Source organism: Lysobacter ciconiae (assembly GCF_015209725.1).
Taxonomy (GTDB): domain Bacteria; phylum Pseudomonadota; class Gammaproteobacteria; order Xanthomonadales; family Xanthomonadaceae; genus Novilysobacter; species Novilysobacter ciconiae.
Window position 1 is genome coordinate 665,001 of sequence record NZ_CP063656.1, and the last position, 21,524, is coordinate 686,524.

Sequence of the window (21,524 nt, forward strand, 5' to 3'; positions counted from 1 at the left end):
TTTTGTATAATGGGTCAGCGACTTACAGTTCGTGGCAAGCTTAACCGTATAGGGGAGGCGAAGGGAAACCGAGTCTGAATAGGGCGCATAGTCGCGGGCTGTAGACCCGAAACCGGGTGATCTAGTCATGCCCAGGGTGAAGGTACCGTAACAGGTACTGGAGGCCCGAACCCACTCCCGTTGCAAAGGTAGGGGATGAGGTGTGATTAGGAGTGAAAAGCTAATCGAACCCGGAGATAGCTGGTTCTCCTCGAAAGCTATTTAGGTAGCGCCTCGGACGAATACTGCTGGGGGTAGAGCACTGTTATGGCTAGGGGGTCATTGCGACTTACCAACCCATGGCAAACTCCGAATACCAGCACGTACTATCCGGGAGACACACGGCGGGTGCTAACGTCCGTCGTGAAAAGGGAAACAACCCAGACCCACAGCTAAGGTCCCCAATCAGTGCTGAGTGGAAAACGATGTGGAAAGGCACAGACAGCCAGGAGGTTGGCTTAGAAGCAGCCATCCTTTAAAGAAAGCGTAATAGCTCACTGGTCGAGTCGGTCTGCGCGGAAGATTTAACGGGGCTAAGCATTGAACCGAAGCTTGGGGTGCATACTTTGTATGCGCGGTAGAGGAGCGTTCCGTAAGCCGTTGAAGGTGGATTGAGAAGTCTGCTGGAGGTATCGGAAGTGCGAATGCTGACATGAGTAACGATAATGCGGGTGAAAAACCCGCACGCCGAAAGCCCAAGGTTTCCTTGCGCAATGTTAATCAACGCAGGGTGAGTCGGCCCCTAAGGCGAGGCAGAAATGCGTAGTCGATGGGAAGCAGGTTAATATTCCTGCACCTCGCGTAAGTGCGATGGAGGGACGGAGAAGGTTAGGTATACCGGGCGTTGGTTGTCCCGGGGAAAGCAGGTAGGCGGATCCCTTAGGCAAATCCGGGGGGTCATTAACGCCGAGCAGCGAGACCAGTCCATTAGGACGAAGTTACCGATACCACGCTTCCAGGAAAAGCTCCTAAGCTTCAGCTTACGCAGACCGTACCGTAAACCGACACAGGTGGGCAGGATGAGAATTCTCAGGCGCTTGAGAGAACTCGGGTGAAGGAACTAGGCAACATGGCACCGTAACTTCGGGAGAAGGTGCACCCCTGATGGTGGCTCATGCGAGCTATAGCTGTCGGGGGTCGCAGTAACCAGGCCGCTGCGACTGTTTATCAAAAACACAGCACTCTGCAAACACGAAAGTGGACGTATAGGGTGTGACGCCTGCCCGGTGCTGGAAGGTTAATTGATGGGGTCAGCCGCAAGGCGAAGCTCTTGATCGAAGCCCCAGTAAACGGCGGCCGTAACTATAACGGTCCTAAGGTAGCGAAATTCCTTGTCGGGTAAGTTCCGACCTGCACGAATGGCGTAACGATGGCGGCGCTGTCTCCACCCGAGACTCAGTGAAATTGAAATCGCTGTGAAGATGCAGCGTTCCCGTGGCAAGACGGAAAGACCCCGTGAACCTTTACTATAGCTTTACACTGAACGTTGAGTTCGTCTGTGTAGGATAGGTGGGAGGCTGTGAAACCAGGACGCTAGTCTTGGTGGAGCCAACCTTGAAATACCACCCTGACGTGCTTGACGTTCTAACCTAGGTCCGTTATCCGGATCGGGGACCGTGTATGGTGGGTAGTTTGACTGGGGCGGTCTCCTCCCAAAGTGTAACGGAGGAGCTCGAAGGTACGCTCAGCGCGGTCGGACATCGCGCACTGTGTGCAAAGGCATAAGCGTGCTTGACTGCAAGATCGACGGATCAAGCAGGTAGGAAACTAGGACTTAGTGATCCGGTGGTTCTGTATGGAAGGGCCATCGCTCAACGGATAAAAGGTACTCCGGGGATAACAGGCTGATACCGCCCAAGAGTTCATATCGACGGCGGTGTTTGGCACCTCGATGTCGGCTCATCACATCCTGGGGCTGTAGTCGGTCCCAAGGGTATGGCTGTTCGCCATTTAAAGTGGTACGCGAGCTGGGTTCAGAACGTCGTGAGACAGTTCGGTCCCTATCTGCCATGGGCGTTGGAGATTTGAGAGGGGCTGCTCCTAGTACGAGAGGACCGGAGTGGACGAACCTCTGGTGTTCCGGTTGTCACGCCAGTGGCATTGCCGGGTAGCTATGTTCGGAAGCGATAACCGCTGAAAGCATCTAAGCGGGAAGCGCGCCTCAAGATGAGATCTCCCGGGAGCTTGACTCCCCTGAAGGAACCATCAAGACCAGGTGGTTGATAGGCAGGGTGTGTAAGTACAGCAATGTATTGAGCTAACCTGTACTAATGATCCGTGTGGCTTGACCATATAACCTCAAGTGGCCTTGGACTCGACGATACGTCGACGACATTCCAGACCAAAACACTCACTCGCTACGTCCCACCCTATGCAAGCTGGCGCACCCGTGCGCTGCTTCACCCCCTTGCCCAGTGACAATAGCTGTGTGGCACCACCCGATCCCATCCCGAACTCGGAAGTGAAACGCACACGCGCCGATGGTAGTGTGGCTTAAGCCATGCAAGAGTAGGTCATCGCTGGGCATTTACACCAAACGCCGGATCCCGCAAGGGTCCGGCGTTTTTCTTTGGGCGCGAAACTCAGGCGGTGCGCCAAACCTGGGCGGAACTCAGGCGGAACTCGTGCGGAACGCGCGCGCGCGGTTACGCCACCGCCAGGGCAGCTTGTGCCAGCAGGGTGATCACGCACGCCAGGCCGATGAACCAGACGAATGCTATGCGGCTCAAGCGGCGCATTACGTACAGGCAAAAGAAAGGCGCCGTAGCAGGGTTGCTGGGCGCCATCTCTATCGCTTGCTGAAACTCAGAGGATTTGGGGCGGCTCGCCACCGACAATCACGATGTCTGCAGGGCGCCGCGCGAAGAGTCCTACCGCGACCACGCCGGGTATCTGGTTGAGGGCGCTCTCAAGCGCGACCGGGTCGGTGATCGACATTCCGTGGATGTCGAGAATCAGGTTGCCGTTGTCGGTAACCACGCCGCGCTCGTTGGCGTCCTGGCGCCACACAGGCTGGGCCCGTGTCATGGCGAGTATTTCCCTGGCGACCAGACTGCGCGCCATCGGGATAACCTCGACCGGGAGCGGAAACCTGCCGAGCACATCGACCTGCTTGCTGGGGTCGACGATGCAGACAAACCTCGCGCTGGCTTCGGCGATGATCTTCTCGCGGGTGAGGGCGCCGCCGCCGCCCTTGATGAGTCTTTTGTGCGGGTCGCACTCATCAGCTCCGTCGACGTACAGCGCGAGCGGGCCCGTCGCGTTGAGGTCGTGGATCTCGATCCCTGCGGATCGCAGCAGCTCGGAGCTCTGTTCGGAGCTCGATACCGCCCCCTTGATGCGGTCCCTCATGCGGCCGAGTGCTTCGATGAAGTGGGCGACGGTCGAGCCGGTGCCGACCCCGATGATGGAGCCCGCTTCGACGTACTCGATGGCCTTTTCTGCGGCGAGCCGTTTGGCTGAAGTCATTGCTGCTTACTCGAGGGAGAGGAGGAATTCGTACTGGTCGGACGCGACAGGGAAGACGGAGAGGCGGTTGCCCCTGCGGATCAGCGCAAATTCCTCTCCCAGCTCTTCGGCGTGTGCCTTGATCTCCTCCAGCGGGATGACCCGGCGGAGTTTGCGTTCGAAGCGGATGTCGACCAGTTGCCAGCGAGGCTCTTCCCGCGTCGCCTTGGGGTCGTAATAGTGCGAGTCCGGGTCGAACTGGCTTTCATCGGGGTATGCGGTGCTGGCAACGCTTGCGATGCCCGCAATACCCGGAACCTTGGTGTTGGAGTGGTAGAACAGGACACCATCGCCGACCTTCATCCCGTCACGCATGAAGTTCCGTGCCTGGTAGTTGCGCACGCCGTCCCATGGTTCGGTGCCGACGCGTTCAAGGTCATCAATGGAGAAGGCGTCCGGCTCGGACTTCATGAGCCAGTAACGACGTCGTTTGCTCATCGGTGACTCCGGTGTGGGTCCGTCTCGTCAGGATCGCCACGGTGGTTGAAGGTTCGCGTTGCCGTTTCCGTGCACACCGCGTCAAGCGGCACGTCCCAGGCGGCGGTGGCGATGGCGTCCTGTTGCTGCAATTGGAACGCCGCCCCGACCAACCACGGTGCGGGACCTTCGTTCTTGCGGAACGCGAAGCTGCGATCGTACCAGCCTGCTCCCATGCCGAGCCGGGCCCCATGCAGGTCGAACGCAACCAACGGAACGACGACAAGCGCCATTGCCTGCGGACGCAGGAGGCCGCCTCGCGAAACATCGGGCTCGGGAATGCCGTAGCGGTTGGTTACCAGAGGGTCGCCCGGGCGCCAGGGCGCGAAGCCGAGGTGTTCCCCGTCAAGCACCGGAAGGCAGTAGATGCACTGGCCGGGTAGCTGGAGTTGCCATGCGTGCAGAGCGATTTCGCCGTCCATCGCCCAGTAGCCGGCGACGTACCCGGACTGCGGCGCGAAAGGGAGCGCGAGCAGGTTGGCGGCCAGCGCGTCGGCGGCGGCGACGCGTAGCGCGGGCGCCAGATTGCGGCGCTGCTGCCGAAGCCGGTCGCGCAGTTGGCGACGACGGGCCGCGAATTCATCGGTCATCCTGCAGAAATCCGTTTGATGCGGGCACCGGACCCATGCGCGATCGAGCTGCTGGAACGGTCTTCACCAGCACCGTCGGCAGGCCTTCTTGCCAATTGTAAACTTGCCAATTGGAAGCAGGCCAATGGACACAGGACGGGTCCGTTGCCGAAAAAGAGATCCTCCGCCGATGACGATGCGCGCGAAACGACCTTGAACCCGGGGTTCAAGTGGGAACGCTTGTGGGCCTTCGGGCTTTCCGCTACCAGGGCGGACTTGCACTCCGGACTTCCGTTGCATCCCCGCGGTCGCAATTAAGGGCCAAGGCGAATGTTTGCGCACGCTGTCGTCCACAGCAGAGGACGAGGAGCAAGTATAGCGCGGCAGAGCGGCAACGGCCCACCGCGAAGCGGGCGTTGTTCAGGCGGCAGGGTCGTTGAAGAGCCCGTCCAGCTTGCGGTTGAGCTCGCCGACGCTGCGCGATAGCGTTTTCTCGCGCTGGTCGCTCTCCATCCGCAGCTGCTCCAGGTCGTGCGCAAGGTTCAGCGCCGCCAGCACCGCGACCCGATCAAGGGCGGCCATGCGGTTGCCGCCACGGATCTCACGCATCTTGCCGTCCAGCATGCGCGCGGCCGCGAGCAGGCTGTCGCGCTCTTCTGGCAGGCAGCCCACCGTGTATTCGCGGTCGAGCAGCCGGATGTTGACCGGTTGGGCGCTGCTCATGTGTGTTGCTCCAGCGACTTGAGGCGGACGATCATGCCTTCCACGCGCGACCTCGCCTGTTCGTTTTTGGCGAGCAGGGCGGCGCGTTCGGCGGAGAGTGTTTCCTGTTGCTGGCGCAGGCTGCGGTTCTCGTCCTGGAGACGGCGCATGCGTTCGGCCAGCAGATCCATTCGATCGAGCAGGGCTTGCATCTCGTTGAGCAATTCGGCGCGATCCATCAACGCACGATAGGCAGCGCTCGACAGGCGGTCAAGGAGCGAGAGCGGCCGACGCTCAGGAAGCAGTCGTCTCTGCCCAGGAGCGCGCCTGCACGAACTGTGCAATCGACTCGGCCGGCATCGGCTCGGCAAGCCAGTAGCCCTGGATCTCGTCGCAGCGGTGGTCGCGCAGCCATTGCGCCTGGGACGCGGTCTCCACGCCTTCCGCCACCACGGTCAGGCCCAGCGAGTGCCCCATGGCAATGATGGTGGTGGTAATCGCGGCGTCGTCGGTGTCCCGGGGGAGGTCGTCAATGAACTCCTTGTCGATTTTCAGCATCGTGATGGGCAGTCGTTTGAGGTAGGACAGTGACGAATAGCCGGTGCCGAAATCATCGATGGCGAGGTTGACGCCCAGGCGCCGGAACTGCTGCAGGGAGACCGAGGATTCCGCCGGGTTGTCCATCAGCACGCTTTCGGTGAGCTCCAGCTCAAGGCGGTTGGCCGGGATGCCCGTTTGCGCCAGCACGCGCTCCACCACCTGCGGGAAATCGCCACGCAGCAGTTGCAGCGAAGAGACGTTCACCGCGATGGGGATGTCCATCAGTCCGGCCGAACGCCAGGTGGCGAGGGCGCGGCAGGCCTCCCGAAGCGCCCATTGGCCAATCTCCAGGATCATTCCGTTCTCTTCGGTCAGCGGAATGAACTGGGTGGGGTGGATCTGCCCGTGTTCGGGACTGTGCCAGCGCAGCAATGCCTCGACCCCGGCGATGTGGCCGCCGTTCAGCGAGAGCCGCGGCTGATACACCATCGACAATTCATTGCGATCCAGCACGGTGCGCAACGCGGCCGACAGCGTGGCGCGGCGCTGCACGTCGAGGTCCATGGCTGCGTCGTAGCGCATCGAGGTCCGCCGTCCGACCGCCTTGGCCCGGTACATCGCCGTGTCGGCATGGCGGATCAGCTCGCTGGCGATGCGGGCGTCGTCGGGGTAGACGCTGACCCCGATGGACGGCGAGATGATGGCTTCCTGCCGGTCGCCGTAGGTCACCGGCGCCTCGAATGCGGCGATCAGGCGCTGCGTGGCGTCGCTGATCTGTGCGTCAGTCTCGACATTTTCCAGGACCAGCATGAATTCGTCGCCGCTCAGTCGGGCTGCCGTCTGGTGCGGTCCGGCGAAGGCGTGCAGGCGGGTGGCGACCGCGCGCAGGATCAGGTCACCGACGCCGTGCCCGAGCGAGTCATTGATGTCCTTGAACCGGTCCAGGTCGATGAACAACACGCCGATCCTGCTTTGCGCGGCGCGGGCGCGGACGATCGCAGCGGCGATGCGCTCCAGTAGCAATGTCCGGTTGGGCAAGCCGGTCAGCGGGTCGTAGTTGGCCAGGTAGCGGAGCTCCTGCTCGGCGCGCTTCTTCTCGGTGATGTCGCTCAGCACCGCGATGTAGTGGCTGCGCCGTCCGTCGCGTTCGCCCACCGAGCTGATCCGCAGCAGGCACAGGAACTCGTCGCCGTTGCGGCGCCGCATCCACAACTCGCCCGACCAGCGGCCGTCGCGCAGCAGGTCGTGGCGAAGCCGCCGGTGATACTCGATGTCCTGGCGACTGCTGTCGAGAACACTGGTGGAGCGGTCGAGCACGTCGTCCGGCTCGTGCCCGGTGATGCGGGTAAAGGCGGGGTTGACGGAAATGAATTGAAAGTCGCGATCGAAAACGGCTACCGCCTCGTCCATGTTGCGAAGCACTTCGGTCGCAACCCGCCGTTCGTGTTCCGCGCTGCGCTTCTCGGTGACCGTGCGCACGGTGCCGGCAACACGCAAAGGCCGTCCGTCCGGCCCCCATTCCACGACGCGGCCGCGAGCGCGGACCCAGCACCAGCTGCTTTCCTCGGCGCGCCGGGTGCGGTACTCGCTGGCAAACACCGGCGTGGTGCCGCGCAGATGCTGGCGCAGCGCTTCCTGCACCTGCGCCAGGTCATCGCCGTGGATCGTGAGTTCGTCCAGCCGGTAGCGCTCCACCTTCAGCTCGGGCTCGTCCTGGGGATTGGTGGTTACGCGCGTGTGGTGCAGCTCCTCGGCACTGAGGTCGTAGTCCCAGAACTCCTCGCCCGACGCCCACAGCGCCAGCATCAGCCGCTCGTCGCGCTCGCGGATTCGGTTTGCCCAGAGTCGGGTTTCGCGTCCGCGCAGCCGGACGTAGCCCACCAGTGCGACCCCGGTGATCAGTACCAGCAGGGCGATGACGCTCAGACCCAGCGGACTGCGCCACAGGCCTGCAGCGAGGCCGGGGGCGGGCGTCGGAATCACGGTCGTCTGGCTGCTGCGGGCGACCGATTGGGTACGGGTGGACGACGCTGCCGGCTGCGCATGCAGATCGTTGCGCGCCGTGCTTGCCATCCCCGGGGCGTCGCTGCTGAAGGGCAGGGAGGGGTCGGGGCCACCGGGCGCGCCCGCACGGGTGCACGGAGCGGTCATGATCAGGAGAACGCCCAGCAGCAGGCCCATTTGCAAGCGAAGGCCGGTGCGCAGGTCAGCGCTTGGGCGCGCACCGGCGACCGCACGCGAGCGGCTGGAAAGTGTGGCGCTGGCGGGCACTTGCGGCAGCACTTCAGCATCGCTCCGGGATCAATCGAGCCCAGTGTAGGCATGCGCGTAGGGACGGAACAAGCTCGTCGCCGTGCGCCTTGATAAACTGGGGCGCCTCATCCTGGTGCCTGTTCATGTCGAGCGAACCGATCTCCGGATTGCCAACCATTTCCGCCGTGGACGCGCAGATGGGGCGTCTGTCGCTGCCCACCGGCGCATCCGAATTGCACGGCTCGCTGTGTGGCTGGCTCGCCGGTGGCGGCAGCGCGCAGGCCGACTGGCTGGCCAGGGTAATGGCCGACGATGACATCGCCATGCCCGAGACGGGCAGTGCGCTGGACGAGCTGCGCACCGCATCCGCGGCCCAGCTGGCGGACCGCAGTTTCGATTTCGAACTGCTGCTGCCCGATGCGGATGCGTCCCTGGCCGAGCGCAGCGGCGCCGTGTTTGACTGGTGTCGCGGATTCCTGGGCGGCTTCGGTCTGGCGGCGGGCGCGCAACCGCCGCTGTCGGCGGAAAGTCTTGAAGCCCTGGCTGATCTGGCCAAGCTGGCCGGTGCACAGGCCCAGGACGACGGCGATGAAGAGGACGAAGCGGCGCTGGTCGAGATCGAGGAGTTCGTGCGCGTGGCGGTCCTGCTGCTGCACGGCGATTGCGTGCTCGGCGCGCAGCACCGGCAAAGGTTGAACTGAGTTGGGCGCAGCCCTCTCCATGCCGCCGGCAGCCTATGCGCGACGCCGCCGTCAGCTGATGGGAGTCGCCGGCGACGACTCGATCCTGATCCTGCCGGCAGCGCTGGAGCGGATCCGCAACCGCGACACCCACTATCCCTACCGGCAGGACTCCGACCTGCTTTACCTCACCGGTTTTCCCGAGCCCGAGGCAGTGCTGGTGCTGGTGCCAGGACGCGCCCACGGCGAGTGCATCCTGTTCTGCCGCGAGCGCGACCCGGACCGCGAGGCCTGGGACGGTCCGCGATTCGGTCCTGAGGGTGCGGTGGATGCGTTCGGCCTGGATGACGCGTACCCGATCACCGACCTGGACGACATCCTGCCCAGCCTGCTGGAAGGGCGCTCGCGGGTGTATTACCACTTCGGCCGCGATGCGGAGTTCGACCTCAAGCTGATCGGCTGGGTGAACCGCGTGCGCGCGATGATGAAGATGGGCAACAAGCCGCCGCACGAGTTCCTCGAGCTGGGCCACGTGCTGGATGAGTTGCGCCTGTTCAAGGATCGCGACGAGCTGCGGATGATGCAGCGCTCCGCCGATATCACCGTCGCCGCGCATCAGGCGGCGATGCGCGCGATCCGCTCCGGCATGTTCGAGTACGAATTGCAGGCCGAGCTGGAGCGGGTGTTCCGCGCCAACGACGCCGTGCCGGCCTACAGCAGCATCGTCGGCGCGGGCGCCAACGCGTGCGTGCTGCATTACGTGGCGAACAACGGGCCGGTCAACGACGGCGACCTGGTGCTGATCGACGCGGGCGCGGAATACCGCGGCTACGCCGCCGACATCACCCGCACATTCCCCGTCAGTGGCCGCTTCAGCAAGGAGCAACGCCTGTTGCATGACCTGGTTGGCGCTGCCCATGCCGCTGCGCTCGCCGGGGCGCTGCCGGGCATGCCCTACGAAGCCGGCCACCTGGCCGCGACCGAGGTGTTGACCGAGGGGCTGCTGAGCCTGGGTCTGCTGAAGGGGACGCTGGAGCAGAACCTGGCCGAAGGCAGCTGCCGGCGCTTCTTCCCGCACAAGACCGGCCACTGGATCGGCCTGGACGTGCACGACGTGGGCGACTACCGCATCGAGGGCGAATCGCGCCTGCTCGAGCCCGGCATGGTGTTCACCATCGAGCCGGGGCTTTACGTGCGTGCTGACGACACCAGCGTCGCGCCGCGCTGGCGGGGAATCGGCATCCGCACCGAAGACGATGTCGCCGTGACCCGGACCGGGCACAAGGTCCTGACGTGCAAGCTGGCGCGCAGCGCGGACGAGATTGAGGCCTTCATGGCGGAGGGTTGAACTCCGCCCGAGGGCCTCGCCGCTCCGCGCCGCTTATCCGCCCTGCGCGGTGAACTCATTCCGGGTCAGGTTGATCGGGGCGCCATCGGTGCAGACCACGTCGTCCTCGATCCGCACGCCGCCAAACGGGCGGAACTCGTCGATCCGGTCCCAGTTGAGCGATCCGGCCTGCTCGCCGTTGCGGATCTCGTCGAGCAGCATGTCGATGATGTAAACGCCCGGTTCGATGGTCATTACCATGCCCGGCTCCAGCGTCCGCGTGCTGCGCAGGAACGGTTGCCCGTCCGGACGCGGGATCACGCCGCCGGCGTCGGATTCGGCGAAGCCGGCGACGTCATGCACCTGCAGGCCGATGCCGTGGCCGATGCCGTGGGGGAAGAAGGCGTTGCTGACGCCGGTCTCCAGCGCCGCCTCGGGCGACATGTCGATCAGCCCGAAGTCCTTGAGTACGCCGGCGAGCTTGAGGTGCGCGCCCAGGTGCAGTTCGCGGTAGTCGAAACCGGCGCGGACTTCATCGCACATCTGCCGCTGGGCGACGTCGACCGCGTCGATCAGTGCCTGGAACTCGCTGTCGCGATCGGCCGCGTAGGTGCGCGTGATGTCACTGGCGTAGCCGCCGAAGCTGCCGCCGGCGTCGATCAGGAAGCTGCGGATCTCCTCCGGCGGCGTGGTCGCCAGTTCCGTGTAATGGAGTACCGCGGCGTGCTCGTTGAGGGCGACGATGTTGTGGTACGGCAGCTCGTTGGCGTCCTGGCAAGCGGCAATGCAGTACGCCATGTGGATGTCGAACTCGCTGGCACCGCTGCGGAAGGCCGCCTCGGCCGCCCGGTGGGCGCGCACGCCGATCCGCGTCGCCTCGCGCATCGTGCCGATCTCGTAGTCGGTCTTGAAGGCGCGGTGGTACTCCAGATAGTTGACGACCGCCGCCGGGTTGTCGGGCAGGTAGTCGCCCAGCGCGCTGGCGGCCTCGCCGAGGATCGCGCAGCGCGCAGCGTTGGCGGGCAGGTGCTGCAGCGCCTCTTCGGGTTTGCGGATGATCACGATGTCGAACTGCTCGACCCAGTAGCCCGACGGTGTCTGCGGGACCACGTGCCAGTAGTCGAAGGGCTGCAGATACACCAGCTTGGGTTTGTTGCCGGGGGTGAACACCAGCCAGCTGCCCGGGCTGCGGGTCAGCGGGGCCCACGCCTTGAACTGGGGATTCACCGCGTAGGGATAGTCGCGGTCGTCGAACACCTGGTAGTGCACCGTGCCGCTGGGTACCACGAGGTGGTCGAAGCCGCCGCGCTCCAGGGCGATCGTGCTGCGGCGCACGAGTTCTGCCACGTGCTGCGGATAGGCCTGCGCAAGCTCGGAAATTGCCATGTCGATCCTCTTTGGGGGAGTCCGACAAGTCTGACTGATTCGCCGCCTTGGCACAGCGGCGGTCAGTCGCCGAACGGGATGATGCCGCGCCGCCGCACCCGGCAGACGCAGTGGAGACGGCCGGTCAGGGCGAACTGGCCAGCCAGTCGCGCAGGCGCTGGCGACCGGGCTCGGGCAGGTTGATGAAGCGGAAGCCCGCCCAGGATTTGCCGGCGGCACCTGCGTCCTCCTGCCAGAGCAGATGGACACCGACCTCGACCTGGCCGCCGCCGGTGGGAGCCGCGCCGCCTGACGGTTGGCTGCCTGCAAGCGTGAAGCGCACCTGGTAAAGGGCGTCCTCCACCAGCGGCGTGCTGGCCAGCAGCAGCATCCCGGTTTCCGAGACGTTGCCTAGCTGTCCAATGACGCGCTCGCTCATGCTGTCGATGACCTCGACGATGCCCGAGACCGGGCGACGCCGACGACGGCGGGCGTCGCTGCCCGTCGCGGCACCGGCGCCCGGACCGCGCTCGGCCGGCCGTGGCGGTGAAGCGCTCATTTCGTCACCCCGTTGTTGGATGAGCTGCGGCCGAAGCTGCGCAGCCTCGCCAGCGCCGACTGCCATGCACGATCAACCAGGCTGGAGTGATCGTCGGCGGGAACGATCCTCGCCTCGCCGCTGGAGATCAGCCGGGCGATCTGGTCCAGTGTCTCCCGGCCCCGCTGGTCCTCGATACGCTGCCCCCTGTGGTTGAGCAGCAGCACCCGCCCGGTGGTGGGACTGAACCATGCCAGTCGCTGGCGCACGCTGTCGCCGTTGCGGTTGATCGTGAATTCGATGGTCGTGCCGAACGCCACGCTGCGCAGATGGCCGAAGCATTCTTCCTCGCGCGCGCTGCGTGGCTCGAGCGCGGGCAGCGGAGGAATCTCGTTGGCGCCCAGGCGTGCGCGCGCCTTCAGCTTCAACGCCAGCTCGGTGCGCGAAGCCGGGTCGTCTGCATCGTCGTCGGCGGCCAGCAGGCGTCCGGCGATCGCGCCCGCCTCATCGCCCTGATAGCCGACCAGGCCGAGCGCCTCGGTGACCCGCGGTTGCAGCGCTTCGGGTGCCGGCTCGCCACGGTTGGCGGCGATGATGCGGGAGGTCGCCTCCACATGGTCGCGCCATTCCGGCGAGTCCTCGCCATGGCGCAACAGGACCAGGCTGAGGACATCGGTCCACGCCTGCTCCAGCAGGGTGGCCAGGAACCGCGGAACCGCGGCGTCGCCGATCGCGTCCTTGATCGCCGACGCCGCCTGCTGTTTCGCGCGCTCCAGCTTGTCGCGACCGCGGGCCGCTTCGATCTGCCGGCGCTGGGCCGCCTCGGCCTTGCGCTCCAGCGCTTCCAGCTGGGCGGCGAGCGTTTCCTGCGCGGCGGCGAACACTTCCGCCTCACCGTCGTAGTGGTCGACGACATGGCTGACCGTCTCATGCAGCAGGTCATCCAGGCGCGCGTCGGAGGCCGACTCGCTGTCCTCCAGCCACTGCGAGCCCGCCTCGGCGATGGACTCCAGCAATTGCCGCGCCGGGTGCTGCTTACGCACGAAGAAGCCGCGGTCCTGCAGGGCAACGCGGAGCAGCGGAACCTGCAGCCGCTCCAGCTGCGCGGCGGCCCGGCTGCCCTGGCGCAGCTGACGACCGACCTCGCTGTAGAGCAGACCGAACAGCTCGAAGGTTTCCTCATCGTGCGCGGCAAGGTGGGCAACGCGTCCGCGCGCCTGCCGATGGTGTTCAAGCAGCTCATGCCGTACCTGCGCCGGATTGCAGGGGGCCGTCGCCCCTTCGGCGGACTGCAACTCGCCCAGCGAGGCATCCAGCTCGTCCGTGGCGAGGATGTCCGTCGTGGCGGCGCTGCCGAGCGCGACGCCCGGCCGTGCTGCCGCCAGCAACTCCTGGAGCTCGGCAAGGGCCTGCATTTCACTGGCGGTGTCGACGGTGCCAAAGGTCGGCTGATGCCGGTGGGACCGATCCTCATCGAATCGACCGCTTACCTGCTGGAACGCGCCTGGCGACGGATTGCCGGTACCGGTCGTGCGGTCGGGATCGTTGTCTGCATTCGCTGTCGTCGGTCTCGCGCCTTCCTCGAGCGTGGTTTCCGGCGCGCTTTCCGGCGTCGGCGGTCCGGCACGCCGGGCTCCGTTGTCACGGCGGACGCGGGTGGGCACAAACTCCAGGCCGGGCAGCACGTTGGCCTTGTCCAGCAGCGTGTTCATCGCTTCCACCAGCGACGGATAGCCGGTCATCATCTGGCGGTCGAACAGTTTGTACAGGTGCAGCCGCGTTTCCACTTCGCCCGAGATGGATGCCGCCACCCGCGCCACCATCGTGCCCACGGCGCGCGGCCCCACTGGCAGGTCCGTCGCGGCGAACGCCGGACGCCCGCCGAGCACTGCCATGCGATGGCAAAGCAGCAGCATCGGCAGGCGCGCGCGTGCCTCATGACGCCGCGATATCGCGGTGAGTGCGTTGATCTCCGCGATTTCCGTGTGCTTGACCAGGCGCAGGCTGTCGGCCGTGGCCGCGCCCTCCGGCTCCGAATGAGCGCCGGAAGGCGCCTGCAGGTTGGCCACCGCGGCGGAGACATCGGCGGAGAAGTCGGCGAGCAGTCTGTCGCGGTTTGCGCGCAGTGCCTCCACCGCGCTCAGCCATTCGGACTGGGCCGCCGCGCCGCGCGCCTGGGATGCCTGCAGGTGGAGGTCGCGTTCGATCGTCTCCAACAGTCGCGCAAGCTCGCGCGTCAGCTCCTCGGCGACAAGGGACTGCAACTGGCTCAGTAGCACTCGAACACGCAGTGGGAACGCAGTTGAGGCCGCCGCCGGGCGCGGAGGCCTCAGCGTTGGATCAAGGGACGACATGTGCAGGTGGCGCTCCGGGACGCAATTTCGCAGAGCGTATCAGCAGCGGGCAGGTGGAGAAACTGTGACCCAGTGCGCGCGGGACGCGTGCCGGCGGTCGCGTCCGGTCAAGATGCCCCGTCAACCGGTCAGGAACAGCTCGACGACGTCGTTGGTGAAGCGCCGCCCCAGGGCCGTCGGACGGACGGCGTCGCCATCGACGAGCAGCCACTGCTTCTGCACCGCCTCTTGCAGCTGCGCCTGGATCGCGCTGCGCGGGACGCCGGTGCTGGCTTCGAATCCGGTCAGGCTGAAGCCGTCGACCAGGCGCAGGGCATTGAGCATGAACTCGAACGGCCGGCGCTCCGTCGCGATGAGCTCGTCGCCACCAATGCCGCGCTCGCTGTCGGCGGCCTCCAGATAGGCGGCAGGGTGCTTGAGCTTCCAGCGACGCAGGATCGACTGGTCGTGGCCGGAGGTGATCTTGCCGTGCGCGCCGGCACCGATCCCCAGGTAGTCGCCGTATTTCCAGTAGTTCAGGTTGTGCACGCACTCGCGTCCCGGCCGTGCGTAGGCGCTGACCTCGTACTGGCGGTAGCCGGCGTCGGCGAGCATCGCCTGGCAGTGCTCCTGGATGTCCCAGCTGCCGTCCTCATCGGGCAGGCCGGACGGTGGGCGCGCGGCGAACACCGTATTGGGCTCCAGGGTCAGCTGGTAGTGGCTCATGTGCGTGGGCTGCAGTGCGAACGCCTGCTCAAGGTCGCTTTCCGCCATCGCCAGGTTCTGGCCGGGCAGGGCGTACATCAGGTCCAGGTTGATGTTGTCGAATCCTGCGTCCTGCGCCAGTTTTATTGCCGCGGTGGCTTCAGAGCTGTCATGGATCCGTCCCAGACGTTGCAGGCAGCCGTCGTCAAAACTCTGCACGCCGAAGCTCAGGCGGTTGATGCCGGCGTCGCAATAAGCCTTGAAGCTGCCGTGCTCGACGGTACCGGGATTGGTTTCCAGGGTGATCTCGCAACCGGGCGCGAAACGCAGCCGCGAGCTGGCGCCCTGCAGGAAACGGTCAATCAGCTCGCCGGGCATCAGGCTCGGTGTGCCGCCACCAAAGAACACCGTTTGCACGGTGCGGCCCCACACCAGCGGCAGGTCGAGATCCAGGTCGGCCAGCAGGGCGTCGACATAGGCCGCGAAGGGAAGCTCGCCGCGGCCCTGGTGGGAATTGAAATCGCAATACGGACACTTGCGTACGCACCACGGAATGTGGACGTACAGCGACAACGGCGGCGGGGACAGCGTGGACGGCGACAGGCTCATGCGCCCATTGTCCCACCGACCGGGCCGGCGCCGGGAAAACCGCTAGATCGCAGCCAGTTGCCGTTGCAGCTCGCGCAGGGCGCGGCCGCGGTGACTGCACGCGTTCTTCACTGATGGTTCCAGCTCGGCCGCGGAGACGCCGTGCGTATCGTCCATGAACACCGGGTCGTAGCCGAACCCGCCGCTGCCGCGGGGACGGTCCAGGATGCGCCCGGGCCAGTCGCCCTGCGCGATCACCGGGGCCGGATCCGTGTCGTGGCGCAACAGGACCAGCGTGCAATGGAAGTGCGCGCCGCGCTGACCCACGGGCAGGCCTTCCAGCGCCTGCAGCAACTTGTCGATGTTACGGGCTGCATTGCCGGGCTCGCCGGCATAGCGCGCCGAGTACAGTCCCGGCGCGCCGCCGAGGGCGTCCACGCACAGCCCGGAGTCATCCGCGAGTGCCGGCAAGCCGGTGACCCGCGCCGCATGGCGCGCCTTCAACAACGCGTTTTCGACGAAGCTCAGGCCGGTCTCCTCGATATCTTCGACGCCCAGATCGCCCTGGGCCACGAACTCGATCCCGGCCTCGGCAAACAGGCGATTGAACTCGGCCAGCTTGCCGGCGTTGCCGCTGGCCAAGACGACTCGCGACAGCGCGGTCATGCCCGGCATCGGCGCTGACCGCAGTCCCGCTCGCTCACCGTCCGAGCGCTTCACGCTGCATCCCGACCAATTCAGTTACCCCGCGCGCCGCCAGCGAGGTCATCGCGGCCAATTCCTCGGCGCGGAAGGCATGGCCCTCCGCCGTGCCCTGCACCTCGATGAAGCCGCCGCCGTCGTTCATCACCACGTTCATGTCGGTATCGCAATCGCTGTCCTCGGCGTAGTCCAGGTCAAGCACCGGCACGCCGCGATAGATGCCGACCGAGACCGCTGCGACCGCGCCGAATATCGCGCTGCGTCCGGATTTTGGCTTGATGTCGCCACGCTTGGTCATCCAGTGCACCGCATCCACCAGCGCGACGTAGGCGCCGGTGATGGCCGCCGTGCGGGTGCCGCCGTCGGCCTGCAGGACATCGCAGTCCAGGGTGATGGTGCGCTCGCCGAGCATCTTGCGGTCCACGCAGGCGCGCAGCGAACGGCCGATCAGCCGCTGGATTTCCAGCGTACGTCCGCCCTGCTTGCCGCGGGCCGCCTCGCGGTCGTTGCGGGTGTTGGTCGCGCGCGGCAGCATGCCGTACTCGGCGGTAACCCAGCCCTCGCCCTTGCCGCGCAGGAAGCCGGGCACGCGGTTCTCCACGCTGGCGGTGCACAGCACCCGGGTATCGCCGAAGCTGATCAGCACCGATCCTTCGGCGTGGCGGGTGAACGCGCGTTCGATGCGGACCTCGCGCAGCTGGTCCGGAGCGCGGCCGCTGGGCCGTGAGAATTCGTTCGTACCGCTTGCTGACATGCTGTGCTTGCCGTTGGAAGTTAGGGGGTTTGGGGGCGGCGAGTTTACCATTCACCCCGGAGTGCCCCCTTCGGCATCCACTTCCACATCACCACAAGGCACCGCCAATGATCCGCAGCATGACCGCCTTCGCCAACGGCGAACGCGTCACTCCCTGGGGCACGCTGGGTTGCGAACTGCGCTCGGTCAACCACCGCTTCCTCGAGATCGGCATGCGCCTGCACGATGACCTGCGCTCGCTGGAGCCGGTCCTGCGCGAGCGCATTGCCGCCCGGATCAGCCGCGGCAAGCTCGACATCAGCCTGCGCCTGCGCTCACCCGAGGGCGAGGGCGGCCTGCACACCGACCCGGCCCGGCTGCGCGAGCTGTCCGAGTTGGCACTCCAGCTGTCGTCGCCATTCCCCGGCCTGCGGGTGGATTTCACCCAGCTGCTGCAGTTTCCCGGCGTGCTGCAGGCGCCGGCGGTGGATGGCGCCGCGTTGCAGGCCGAGGCCCTGGCGCTGGTGGATGACGTGGTCGACGAGTTCATCGCCGCGCGCGAGCGCGAAGGCAGCAAGCTGGCGGCCGGCATCGCCGAGCGGGTGGATGCGATCGAGGCCATCGCGGTGCAGGTGCGCGCGTTGATGCCGGAGATCCGCCAGGGCCAGCGCACCAAGCTGGAGAATCGCCTGGCCGAGCTGGCCCAGCCGGTCGACCCGGGCCGGCTGGAACAGGAACTGGTGATGTGGTTGCAGAAGCTCGACGTGGACGAGGAACTCGACCGGCTCGATTCGCACGTCATAGAAGCACGACGGGTGCTCGGCTTGAGCCAGGCCGTCGGCCGGCGCCTGGACTTCCTGCTGCAGGAGTTCAACCGCGAGGCGAACACGCTGGGCTCCAAGTCCGTCGACGCGCGCAGTTCCACCGCCGCGGTCGAACTGAAGGTCCTGATCGATCAGGTCCGCGAACAGATCCAGAACATTGAATAACCGCCATCCCTTGAGGGCCAGCAGCCGATGAGCATGCGCGGAACCCTGTTTATCGTTGCCGCGCCGTCGGGCGCGGGCAAGTCCAGCATCGTCAACGCGGTGCTGGCGCGTGATACGAACATCCGCCTGTCGATCTCGTTCACCTCGCGCCCCGAGCGGCCGCGCGAGGTCAACGGCGAGCACTACCATTTCGTCGACGAGGCGACGTTCGAGCGCATGGTCGAGGCCGGCGACCTGTTCGAGCACGCGCGTGTCCACGGCGACTGGAAGGGCACCGCCCGCCAGTCGGTGGAGCCGCAACTGGCCAGCGGCAAGGACGTGCTGCTGGAGATCGACTGGCAGGGCGCTCGCCAGGTGCGCAACAAGCTGCGCGGCGCGGTCAGTGTTTTCATCCTGCCGCCGTCACGCGCCGCGCTGGAGGAGCGCATGCGCAACCGCGGCCAGGACAGCGAGGAGGTGATCGCGCGCAGGCTTGCCGCGGCGCGCGAGGAGATGTCGCATTACGCGGAATTCGATTACGTCATCGTCAACGAGCACTTCGACACCGCGGTCGATGAGATGTGCGCGATCTTCACCGCCAGCCGGCTGCGCCGCGAGGCCCAGGTCGCCCGCCACGGGAAATTGATCACCGCGCTGCTGGCCAATGACCCGTAGGCCCGCCAACTGACCGGGGCCGGCTAACTGATTGATTCCCAAGCGACAACTTGCTTGTGGCACGGCGAATCGTTACAATCCCGTCCCCTTTGCATCTGCATGACGGCCCGCCGGCCGCCAGGAGCCCCATGGCCCGCATTACCGTAGAAGACTGCCTGGAAGTGGTCGATAACCGCTTCGAACTCGTCATGATGGCCGCCAAGCGCGCGCGCCAGCTGGCCAACGGCGTCGAGCCCAAGCTCGACAACAGCGAGGGCAATGACAAGCCGACCGTGCTCGCCCTGCGCGAGATCGCCGCCCGCGTGATCGACTCCGACTTTATCGACGCGGTCGACAAGTCCGAGCGCGAGCGCAAGGAGCGCGAGGCGCTGGAGTGGGCTGCGGCCGAAGTGGTCACCGACGAGGACCTGGCCAAGGGCGACGACTGAGGCCAGCGTCGGGCCGGCCTGCTTGCCGACCCTCCAGCAACGGCTCCGCCCTGGCGGGGCCGTTTGTGTTTCTGCTCCTTCAGTCGCGCTGCGCACCGGCGTGGCCGCGCCGCTGGGCACTGCTCGCGCGGCCGTGCCGGTGCGGGCAAGCCCGCGTTGCGCTTCACTCCGTCCGACGCGTAAATTGCCTGAATGACTTCTTTCGAGCCTGTCTGCAGCACCGCCGACCTGCAGGTCGTGGATCCTGCGACCCTTCCCGCGTACATGCTGGAGCTGGAGCGGGCGGCCGCGTACCTCGACGATGCACAGCGTGCGCAGCTGCGCCAGGCCTGGGTCGTCGGTGCCGCCGCGCATTCCGGGCAGATGCGCAGCTCCGGCGAGCCCTACATCACCCATCCCGTGGCGGTGGCGCGGATCCTCGCCGAGCAGGGCCTGGACGTGGAAACGCTGCTGGCGGCGATCCTGCACGACACCATCGAGGACACCGCGCTGGGCTGGGACGACATCGCCTCGCAGTTCGGTCCCACGGTGGCCGAGCTGGTGGATGGCGTGACCAAGCTGGACAAGCTGCAGTTCCGCGACCGCCAAGAGGCCAATGCGGAGAGCTTCCGCAAGATGCTGCTGGCGATGTCGCGCGACCTGCGCGTCATCCTGATCAAGCTGGCCGACCGCCTGCACAACATGCGCACCCTGGGCGCGAAGGATCCGCAGTCGCGCCAGCGCATCGCCCGCGAGACGCTGGAGATCTACGCGCCGATCGCCCAGCGCCTGGGCATGAACCAGATCAAGAGCGAACTGCAGGACCTGGGGTTCCGGGCCCTGCATCCGTACCGCCACGCGGTGCTGGAAAAACGCATCCGCGCCGCGCCGATGGTCCGCCGCGAAGCACTGGTGCAGATCGAGGCCAACCTGGCCCAGCGCCTGACCCGGGAGCAGATACCGCACCGCCTGATCAGCCGGGTGAAATCACCGTGGAGCATCTACACCAAGATGCGCGCCGAAGCGAAGAGCTTCGCCCAGGTGATGGATGTGTTCGGCTACCGGATCGTGCTGCGCACGGTGGCCGACTGCTATCACGCGCTGGGCGTGGTCCATTCGGTGTACAAGCCGCTGGATGCGCGGTTCCGCGACTTCATCGCCATCCCCAAGGCCAACGGTTATCAATCCCTGCACACGGTGCTGTTCGGGCCGTATGGCGCGCCGATCGAGGTCCAGTTGCGCACCGAGGAGATGGACCTGGTCGCCGAGAAGGGCGTGGCCGCGCACTGGACCTACAAGGAAGGCGGGCAGGCCCCCAACAGTGCCCAGAACCGCGCCTACAACTGGATCAGCGGGCTGGTGGAGTCCCAGCACGCGACCGGCTCGTCGCTGGAATTCCTGGAAAACGTCAAGATCGACCTGTTTCCCGACGAGGTCTACCTGTTCTCGCCCAAGGGCGACATCCTGTCGTTGCCGCGCAACGCCATCGCCTTGGATTTCGCCTACGCGGTCCACACCGACGTGGGCAACACCGCCGTCGCGGCGCGGGTGGACGGCAAGCTGGTGCCGCTGCGCACGCGGCTGTCCAACGGCGAGCGGGTGGAGATCATCACCGCCAAGTCGTCCACGCCCAAGCCGCAGTGGCTGGAGTACGTCGTTTCCAGCAAGGCGCGCACCGCGATCCGCCACCAGCTCAAGCAGATGGGGCACGAGGATGCGGTCCAGCTGGGGCATCGGATGCTGGATCGGGCACTGGAGGCGCTGGGCAGTTCGCTGGAGCGGGTGTCGGCTGCGCGCCTGGACGCCTATCTGCACGAGGGCCGCCACCCGCGCCTGGAAGCCCTGCTGGCCGATATCGCGCTGGGCAACAAGATGCCCAGCCAGGTCGCCTACGCACTGGCCCGATCACCGGGGGAGGACGCCGCGCCGGCGCCGGCGCACACCGCGCTGACCCAGGAGAAAATCCTCATCACCGGCAGCGAGCGCGGCGTGATCAGCTTCGCCAATTGCTGCATGCCGCTGCCCGGCGACGACATCATGGGCTACCACACCGCCGGCAAGGGCATCGTGGTGCACCGCAAGGAATGCCCCAACGTCGCCGAGTACCGCAAGTCGCCGGACCGCTGGGTCTCGATCGGCTGGGACCACACGGTCAGCGGCGATTTCAGCGCGGCGCTGCGCATCGAGGTCGACAACCGCCCCGGCGCGCTGGCGCAGGTCGCGGCCGCCATCGCCGACGCCAAATCCAACATCGACCGGGTGGAATACCTGGAGCGCGACATCAACGTTGCGGTGTTGCGGTTCTCGATCGAGGTGAAGGACCGGCGCCACCTGGCCAACGTGATCCGCAAGGTGCGCCGGCTCAGCGTGGTGCTCGGCGTGCAGCGCATCTGAGCCGGCGCTTCTACAATGCCGG

The 21,524-nt window shown here is 65.9% G+C and carries 18 protein-coding genes, 2 rRNA genes and 1 other RNA gene (1 of these 21 only partly in view); 8 read left to right on the forward strand and 13 right to left on the reverse strand.

Annotation, left to right across the window (positions count from 1 at the left end; genetic code table 11):
* Both INQ41_RS03000 and rrf read left to right on the forward strand, forming a co-directional pair.
* A 23S ribosomal RNA gene (locus tag INQ41_RS03000) occupies positions 1 to 2,331 on the forward strand; it begins 547 nt to the left of the window's first position.
* 118 nt (positions 2,332 to 2,449) lie between these two features.
* A 5S ribosomal RNA gene (gene rrf, locus INQ41_RS03005) occupies positions 2,450 to 2,564 on the forward strand.
* Between the two features lie 280 nt (positions 2,565 to 2,844).
* On the opposite strand, the gene rpiA is transcribed toward rrf, so the two are convergent.
* The 7 genes from rpiA to INQ41_RS03040 all read right to left on the reverse strand — a co-directional run bounded on the left by rpiA (position 2,845) and on the right by INQ41_RS03040 (position 8,015).
* Positions 2,845 to 3,507, reverse strand: coding sequence for a ribose-5-phosphate isomerase RpiA (gene rpiA / locus INQ41_RS03010; RefSeq protein WP_193986093.1), 663 nt, complete (start codon positions 3,505 to 3,507; stop codon positions 2,845 to 2,847).
* 6 nt (positions 3,508 to 3,513) lie between these two features.
* The gene (locus tag INQ41_RS03015; protein WP_193986103.1) at positions 3,514 to 3,984 is read right to left on the reverse strand and encodes an EVE domain-containing protein; all 471 of its coding nucleotides are present in this window, start codon (positions 3,982 to 3,984) and stop codon (positions 3,514 to 3,516) included.
* The gene (locus INQ41_RS03020; RefSeq protein ID WP_193986105.1) at positions 3,981 to 4,613 is read right to left on the reverse strand and encodes a 5-formyltetrahydrofolate cyclo-ligase; all 633 of its coding nucleotides are present in this window, start codon (positions 4,611 to 4,613) and stop codon (positions 3,981 to 3,983) included. Before INQ41_RS03020 ends, INQ41_RS03015 begins: the two co-directional genes overlap by 4 nt.
* Before the next feature lie 156 nt (positions 4,614 to 4,769).
* Positions 4,770 to 4,957: non-coding RNA, 6S RNA (gene ssrS / locus INQ41_RS03025), on the reverse strand.
* 55 nt (positions 4,958 to 5,012) lie between these two features.
* On the reverse strand, positions 5,013 to 5,315 hold the full coding sequence (locus INQ41_RS03030; RefSeq protein ID WP_193986107.1) for a cell division protein ZapA: 303 nt from the start codon (positions 5,313 to 5,315) through the stop codon (positions 5,013 to 5,015).
* A complete protein-coding gene (locus INQ41_RS03035) occupies positions 5,312 to 5,533 on the reverse strand; it encodes a TIGR02449 family protein (protein WP_193986108.1) in 222 nt (73 codons plus the stop codon). Before INQ41_RS03035 ends, INQ41_RS03030 begins: the two co-directional genes overlap by 4 nt.
* Before the next feature lie 55 nt (positions 5,534 to 5,588).
* Entirely contained in the window at positions 5,589 to 8,015 is a 2,427-nt protein-coding gene (locus tag INQ41_RS03040; RefSeq protein WP_228076765.1) for a putative bifunctional diguanylate cyclase/phosphodiesterase, read from the reverse strand.
* 215 nt (positions 8,016 to 8,230) lie between these two features.
* Between INQ41_RS03040 and INQ41_RS03045 the strand changes: the two genes are divergently transcribed.
* Together INQ41_RS03045 and INQ41_RS03050 are read left to right on the forward strand one after the other, a co-directional pair.
* Complete coding sequence (locus tag INQ41_RS03045; protein WP_193986110.1) at positions 8,231 to 8,788, forward strand: UPF0149 family protein; 558 nt, start codon at positions 8,231 to 8,233, stop codon at positions 8,786 to 8,788.
* Positions 8,789 to 8,807: 19 nt separating this feature from the next.
* Positions 8,808 to 10,115 carry an aminopeptidase P N-terminal domain-containing protein gene (locus INQ41_RS03050; protein ID WP_193986111.1) on the forward strand — a complete coding sequence of 436 codons (1,308 nt, stop codon included), beginning with the start codon at positions 8,808 to 8,810 and terminating at the stop codon, positions 10,113 to 10,115.
* A gap of 33 nt (positions 10,116 to 10,148) precedes the next feature.
* Here INQ41_RS03050 and pepQ read toward each other — a convergent pair whose 3' ends face one another.
* The 6 genes from pepQ to rph all read right to left on the reverse strand — a co-directional run bounded on the left by pepQ (position 10,149) and on the right by rph (position 17,079).
* Positions 10,149 to 11,480 (reverse strand): Xaa-Pro dipeptidase, encoded by a 1,332-nt coding sequence (pepQ, locus tag INQ41_RS03055; RefSeq protein ID WP_193986112.1) that lies wholly within the window; start codon positions 11,478 to 11,480, stop codon positions 10,149 to 10,151.
* A 124-nt stretch (positions 11,481 to 11,604) separates the two neighbouring features.
* Positions 11,605 to 12,018: a PilZ domain-containing protein gene (locus tag INQ41_RS03060; protein WP_193986113.1), complete on the reverse strand. Its 414-nt coding sequence runs from the start codon at positions 12,016 to 12,018 to the stop codon at positions 11,605 to 11,607.
* Positions 12,015 to 14,276 (reverse strand): DUF1631 family protein, encoded by a 2,262-nt coding sequence (locus INQ41_RS03065; protein WP_193986114.1) that lies wholly within the window; start codon positions 14,274 to 14,276, stop codon positions 12,015 to 12,017. The genes INQ41_RS03060 and INQ41_RS03065 overlap by 4 nt, the downstream gene beginning before the upstream one ends.
* Positions 14,277 to 14,471: 195 nt before the next feature.
* Positions 14,472 to 15,644 (reverse strand): radical SAM family heme chaperone HemW, encoded by a 1,173-nt coding sequence (gene hemW / locus INQ41_RS03070; RefSeq protein ID WP_193986115.1) that lies wholly within the window; start codon positions 15,642 to 15,644, stop codon positions 14,472 to 14,474.
* 42 nt (positions 15,645 to 15,686) lie between these two features.
* On the reverse strand, positions 15,687 to 16,280 hold the full coding sequence (gene rdgB / locus INQ41_RS03075) for an RdgB/HAM1 family non-canonical purine NTP pyrophosphatase (RefSeq protein WP_193987180.1): 594 nt from the start codon (positions 16,278 to 16,280) through the stop codon (positions 15,687 to 15,689).
* Positions 16,281 to 16,323: 43 nt separating this feature from the next.
* Positions 16,324 to 17,079, reverse strand: a complete 756-nt coding sequence (gene rph, locus INQ41_RS03080) for a ribonuclease PH (protein ID WP_193986117.1) — start codon at positions 17,077 to 17,079, stop codon at positions 16,324 to 16,326.
* A gap of 107 nt (positions 17,080 to 17,186) precedes the next feature.
* Between rph and INQ41_RS03085 the strand changes: the two genes are divergently transcribed.
* From INQ41_RS03085 to INQ41_RS03100, 4 genes are all read left to right on the forward strand, one after another.
* Positions 17,187 to 18,047: a YicC/YloC family endoribonuclease gene (locus INQ41_RS03085; RefSeq protein ID WP_193986118.1), complete on the forward strand. Its 861-nt coding sequence runs from the start codon at positions 17,187 to 17,189 to the stop codon at positions 18,045 to 18,047.
* A 33-nt stretch (positions 18,048 to 18,080) separates the two neighbouring features.
* Positions 18,081 to 18,701, forward strand: a complete 621-nt coding sequence (gene gmk / locus INQ41_RS03090) for a guanylate kinase (RefSeq protein WP_193986120.1) — start codon at positions 18,081 to 18,083, stop codon at positions 18,699 to 18,701.
* A 128-nt stretch (positions 18,702 to 18,829) separates the two neighbouring features.
* Positions 18,830 to 19,129, forward strand: a complete 300-nt coding sequence (gene rpoZ / locus INQ41_RS03095) for a DNA-directed RNA polymerase subunit omega (protein WP_043957870.1) — start codon at positions 18,830 to 18,832, stop codon at positions 19,127 to 19,129.
* Positions 19,130 to 19,321: 192 nt separating this feature from the next.
* Entirely contained in the window at positions 19,322 to 21,502 is a 2,181-nt protein-coding gene (locus INQ41_RS03100; RefSeq protein WP_193986122.1) for a RelA/SpoT family protein, read from the forward strand.
* Positions 21,503 to 21,524 lie beyond the last annotated feature (22 nt).

Excerpts from the sequence above, each read along its gene's own strand:
- INQ41_RS03050 (WP_193986111.1), top strand. The coding sequence starts at position 8,808 with ATGCCGCCGGCAGCCTATGCGCGACGCCGCCGTCAGCTGATGGGAGTC.
- rph (WP_193986117.1), bottom strand. The coding sequence starts at position 17,079 with ATGTCAGCAAGCGGTACGAACGAATTCTCACGGCCCAGCGGCCGCGCT.
- rpoZ (WP_043957870.1), top strand. The coding sequence starts at position 18,830 with ATGGCCCGCATTACCGTAGAAGACTGCCTGGAAGTGGTCGATAACCGC.
- INQ41_RS03085 (WP_193986118.1), top strand. The coding sequence starts at position 17,187 with ATGATCCGCAGCATGACCGCCTTCGCCAACGGCGAACGCGTCACTCCC.
- INQ41_RS03020 (WP_193986105.1), bottom strand. The coding sequence starts at position 4,613 with ATGACCGATGAATTCGCGGCCCGTCGTCGCCAACTGCGCGACCGGCTT.
- INQ41_RS03040 (WP_228076765.1), bottom strand. The coding sequence starts at position 8,015 with ATGGGCCTGCTGCTGGGCGTTCTCCTGATCATGACCGCTCCGTGCACC.
- INQ41_RS03030 (WP_193986107.1), bottom strand. The coding sequence starts at position 5,315 with ATGAGCAGCGCCCAACCGGTCAACATCCGGCTGCTCGACCGCGAATAC.
- INQ41_RS03015 (WP_193986103.1), bottom strand. The coding sequence starts at position 3,984 with ATGAGCAAACGACGTCGTTACTGGCTCATGAAGTCCGAGCCGGACGCC.
- rpiA (WP_193986093.1), bottom strand. The coding sequence starts at position 3,507 with ATGACTTCAGCCAAACGGCTCGCCGCAGAAAAGGCCATCGAGTACGTC.
- gmk (WP_193986120.1), top strand. The coding sequence starts at position 18,081 with ATGCGCGGAACCCTGTTTATCGTTGCCGCGCCGTCGGGCGCGGGCAAG.
- INQ41_RS03035 (WP_193986108.1), bottom strand. The coding sequence starts at position 5,533 with ATGGATCGCGCCGAATTGCTCAACGAGATGCAAGCCCTGCTCGATCGA.
- INQ41_RS03060 (WP_193986113.1), bottom strand. The coding sequence starts at position 12,018 with ATGAGCGCTTCACCGCCACGGCCGGCCGAGCGCGGTCCGGGCGCCGGT.
- INQ41_RS03045 (WP_193986110.1), top strand. The coding sequence starts at position 8,231 with ATGTCGAGCGAACCGATCTCCGGATTGCCAACCATTTCCGCCGTGGAC.
- hemW (WP_193986115.1), bottom strand. The coding sequence starts at position 15,644 with ATGAGCCTGTCGCCGTCCACGCTGTCCCCGCCGCCGTTGTCGCTGTAC.
- pepQ (WP_193986112.1), bottom strand. The coding sequence starts at position 11,480 with ATGGCAATTTCCGAGCTTGCGCAGGCCTATCCGCAGCACGTGGCAGAA.
- INQ41_RS03100 (WP_193986122.1), top strand. The coding sequence starts at position 19,322 with ATGACTTCTTTCGAGCCTGTCTGCAGCACCGCCGACCTGCAGGTCGTG.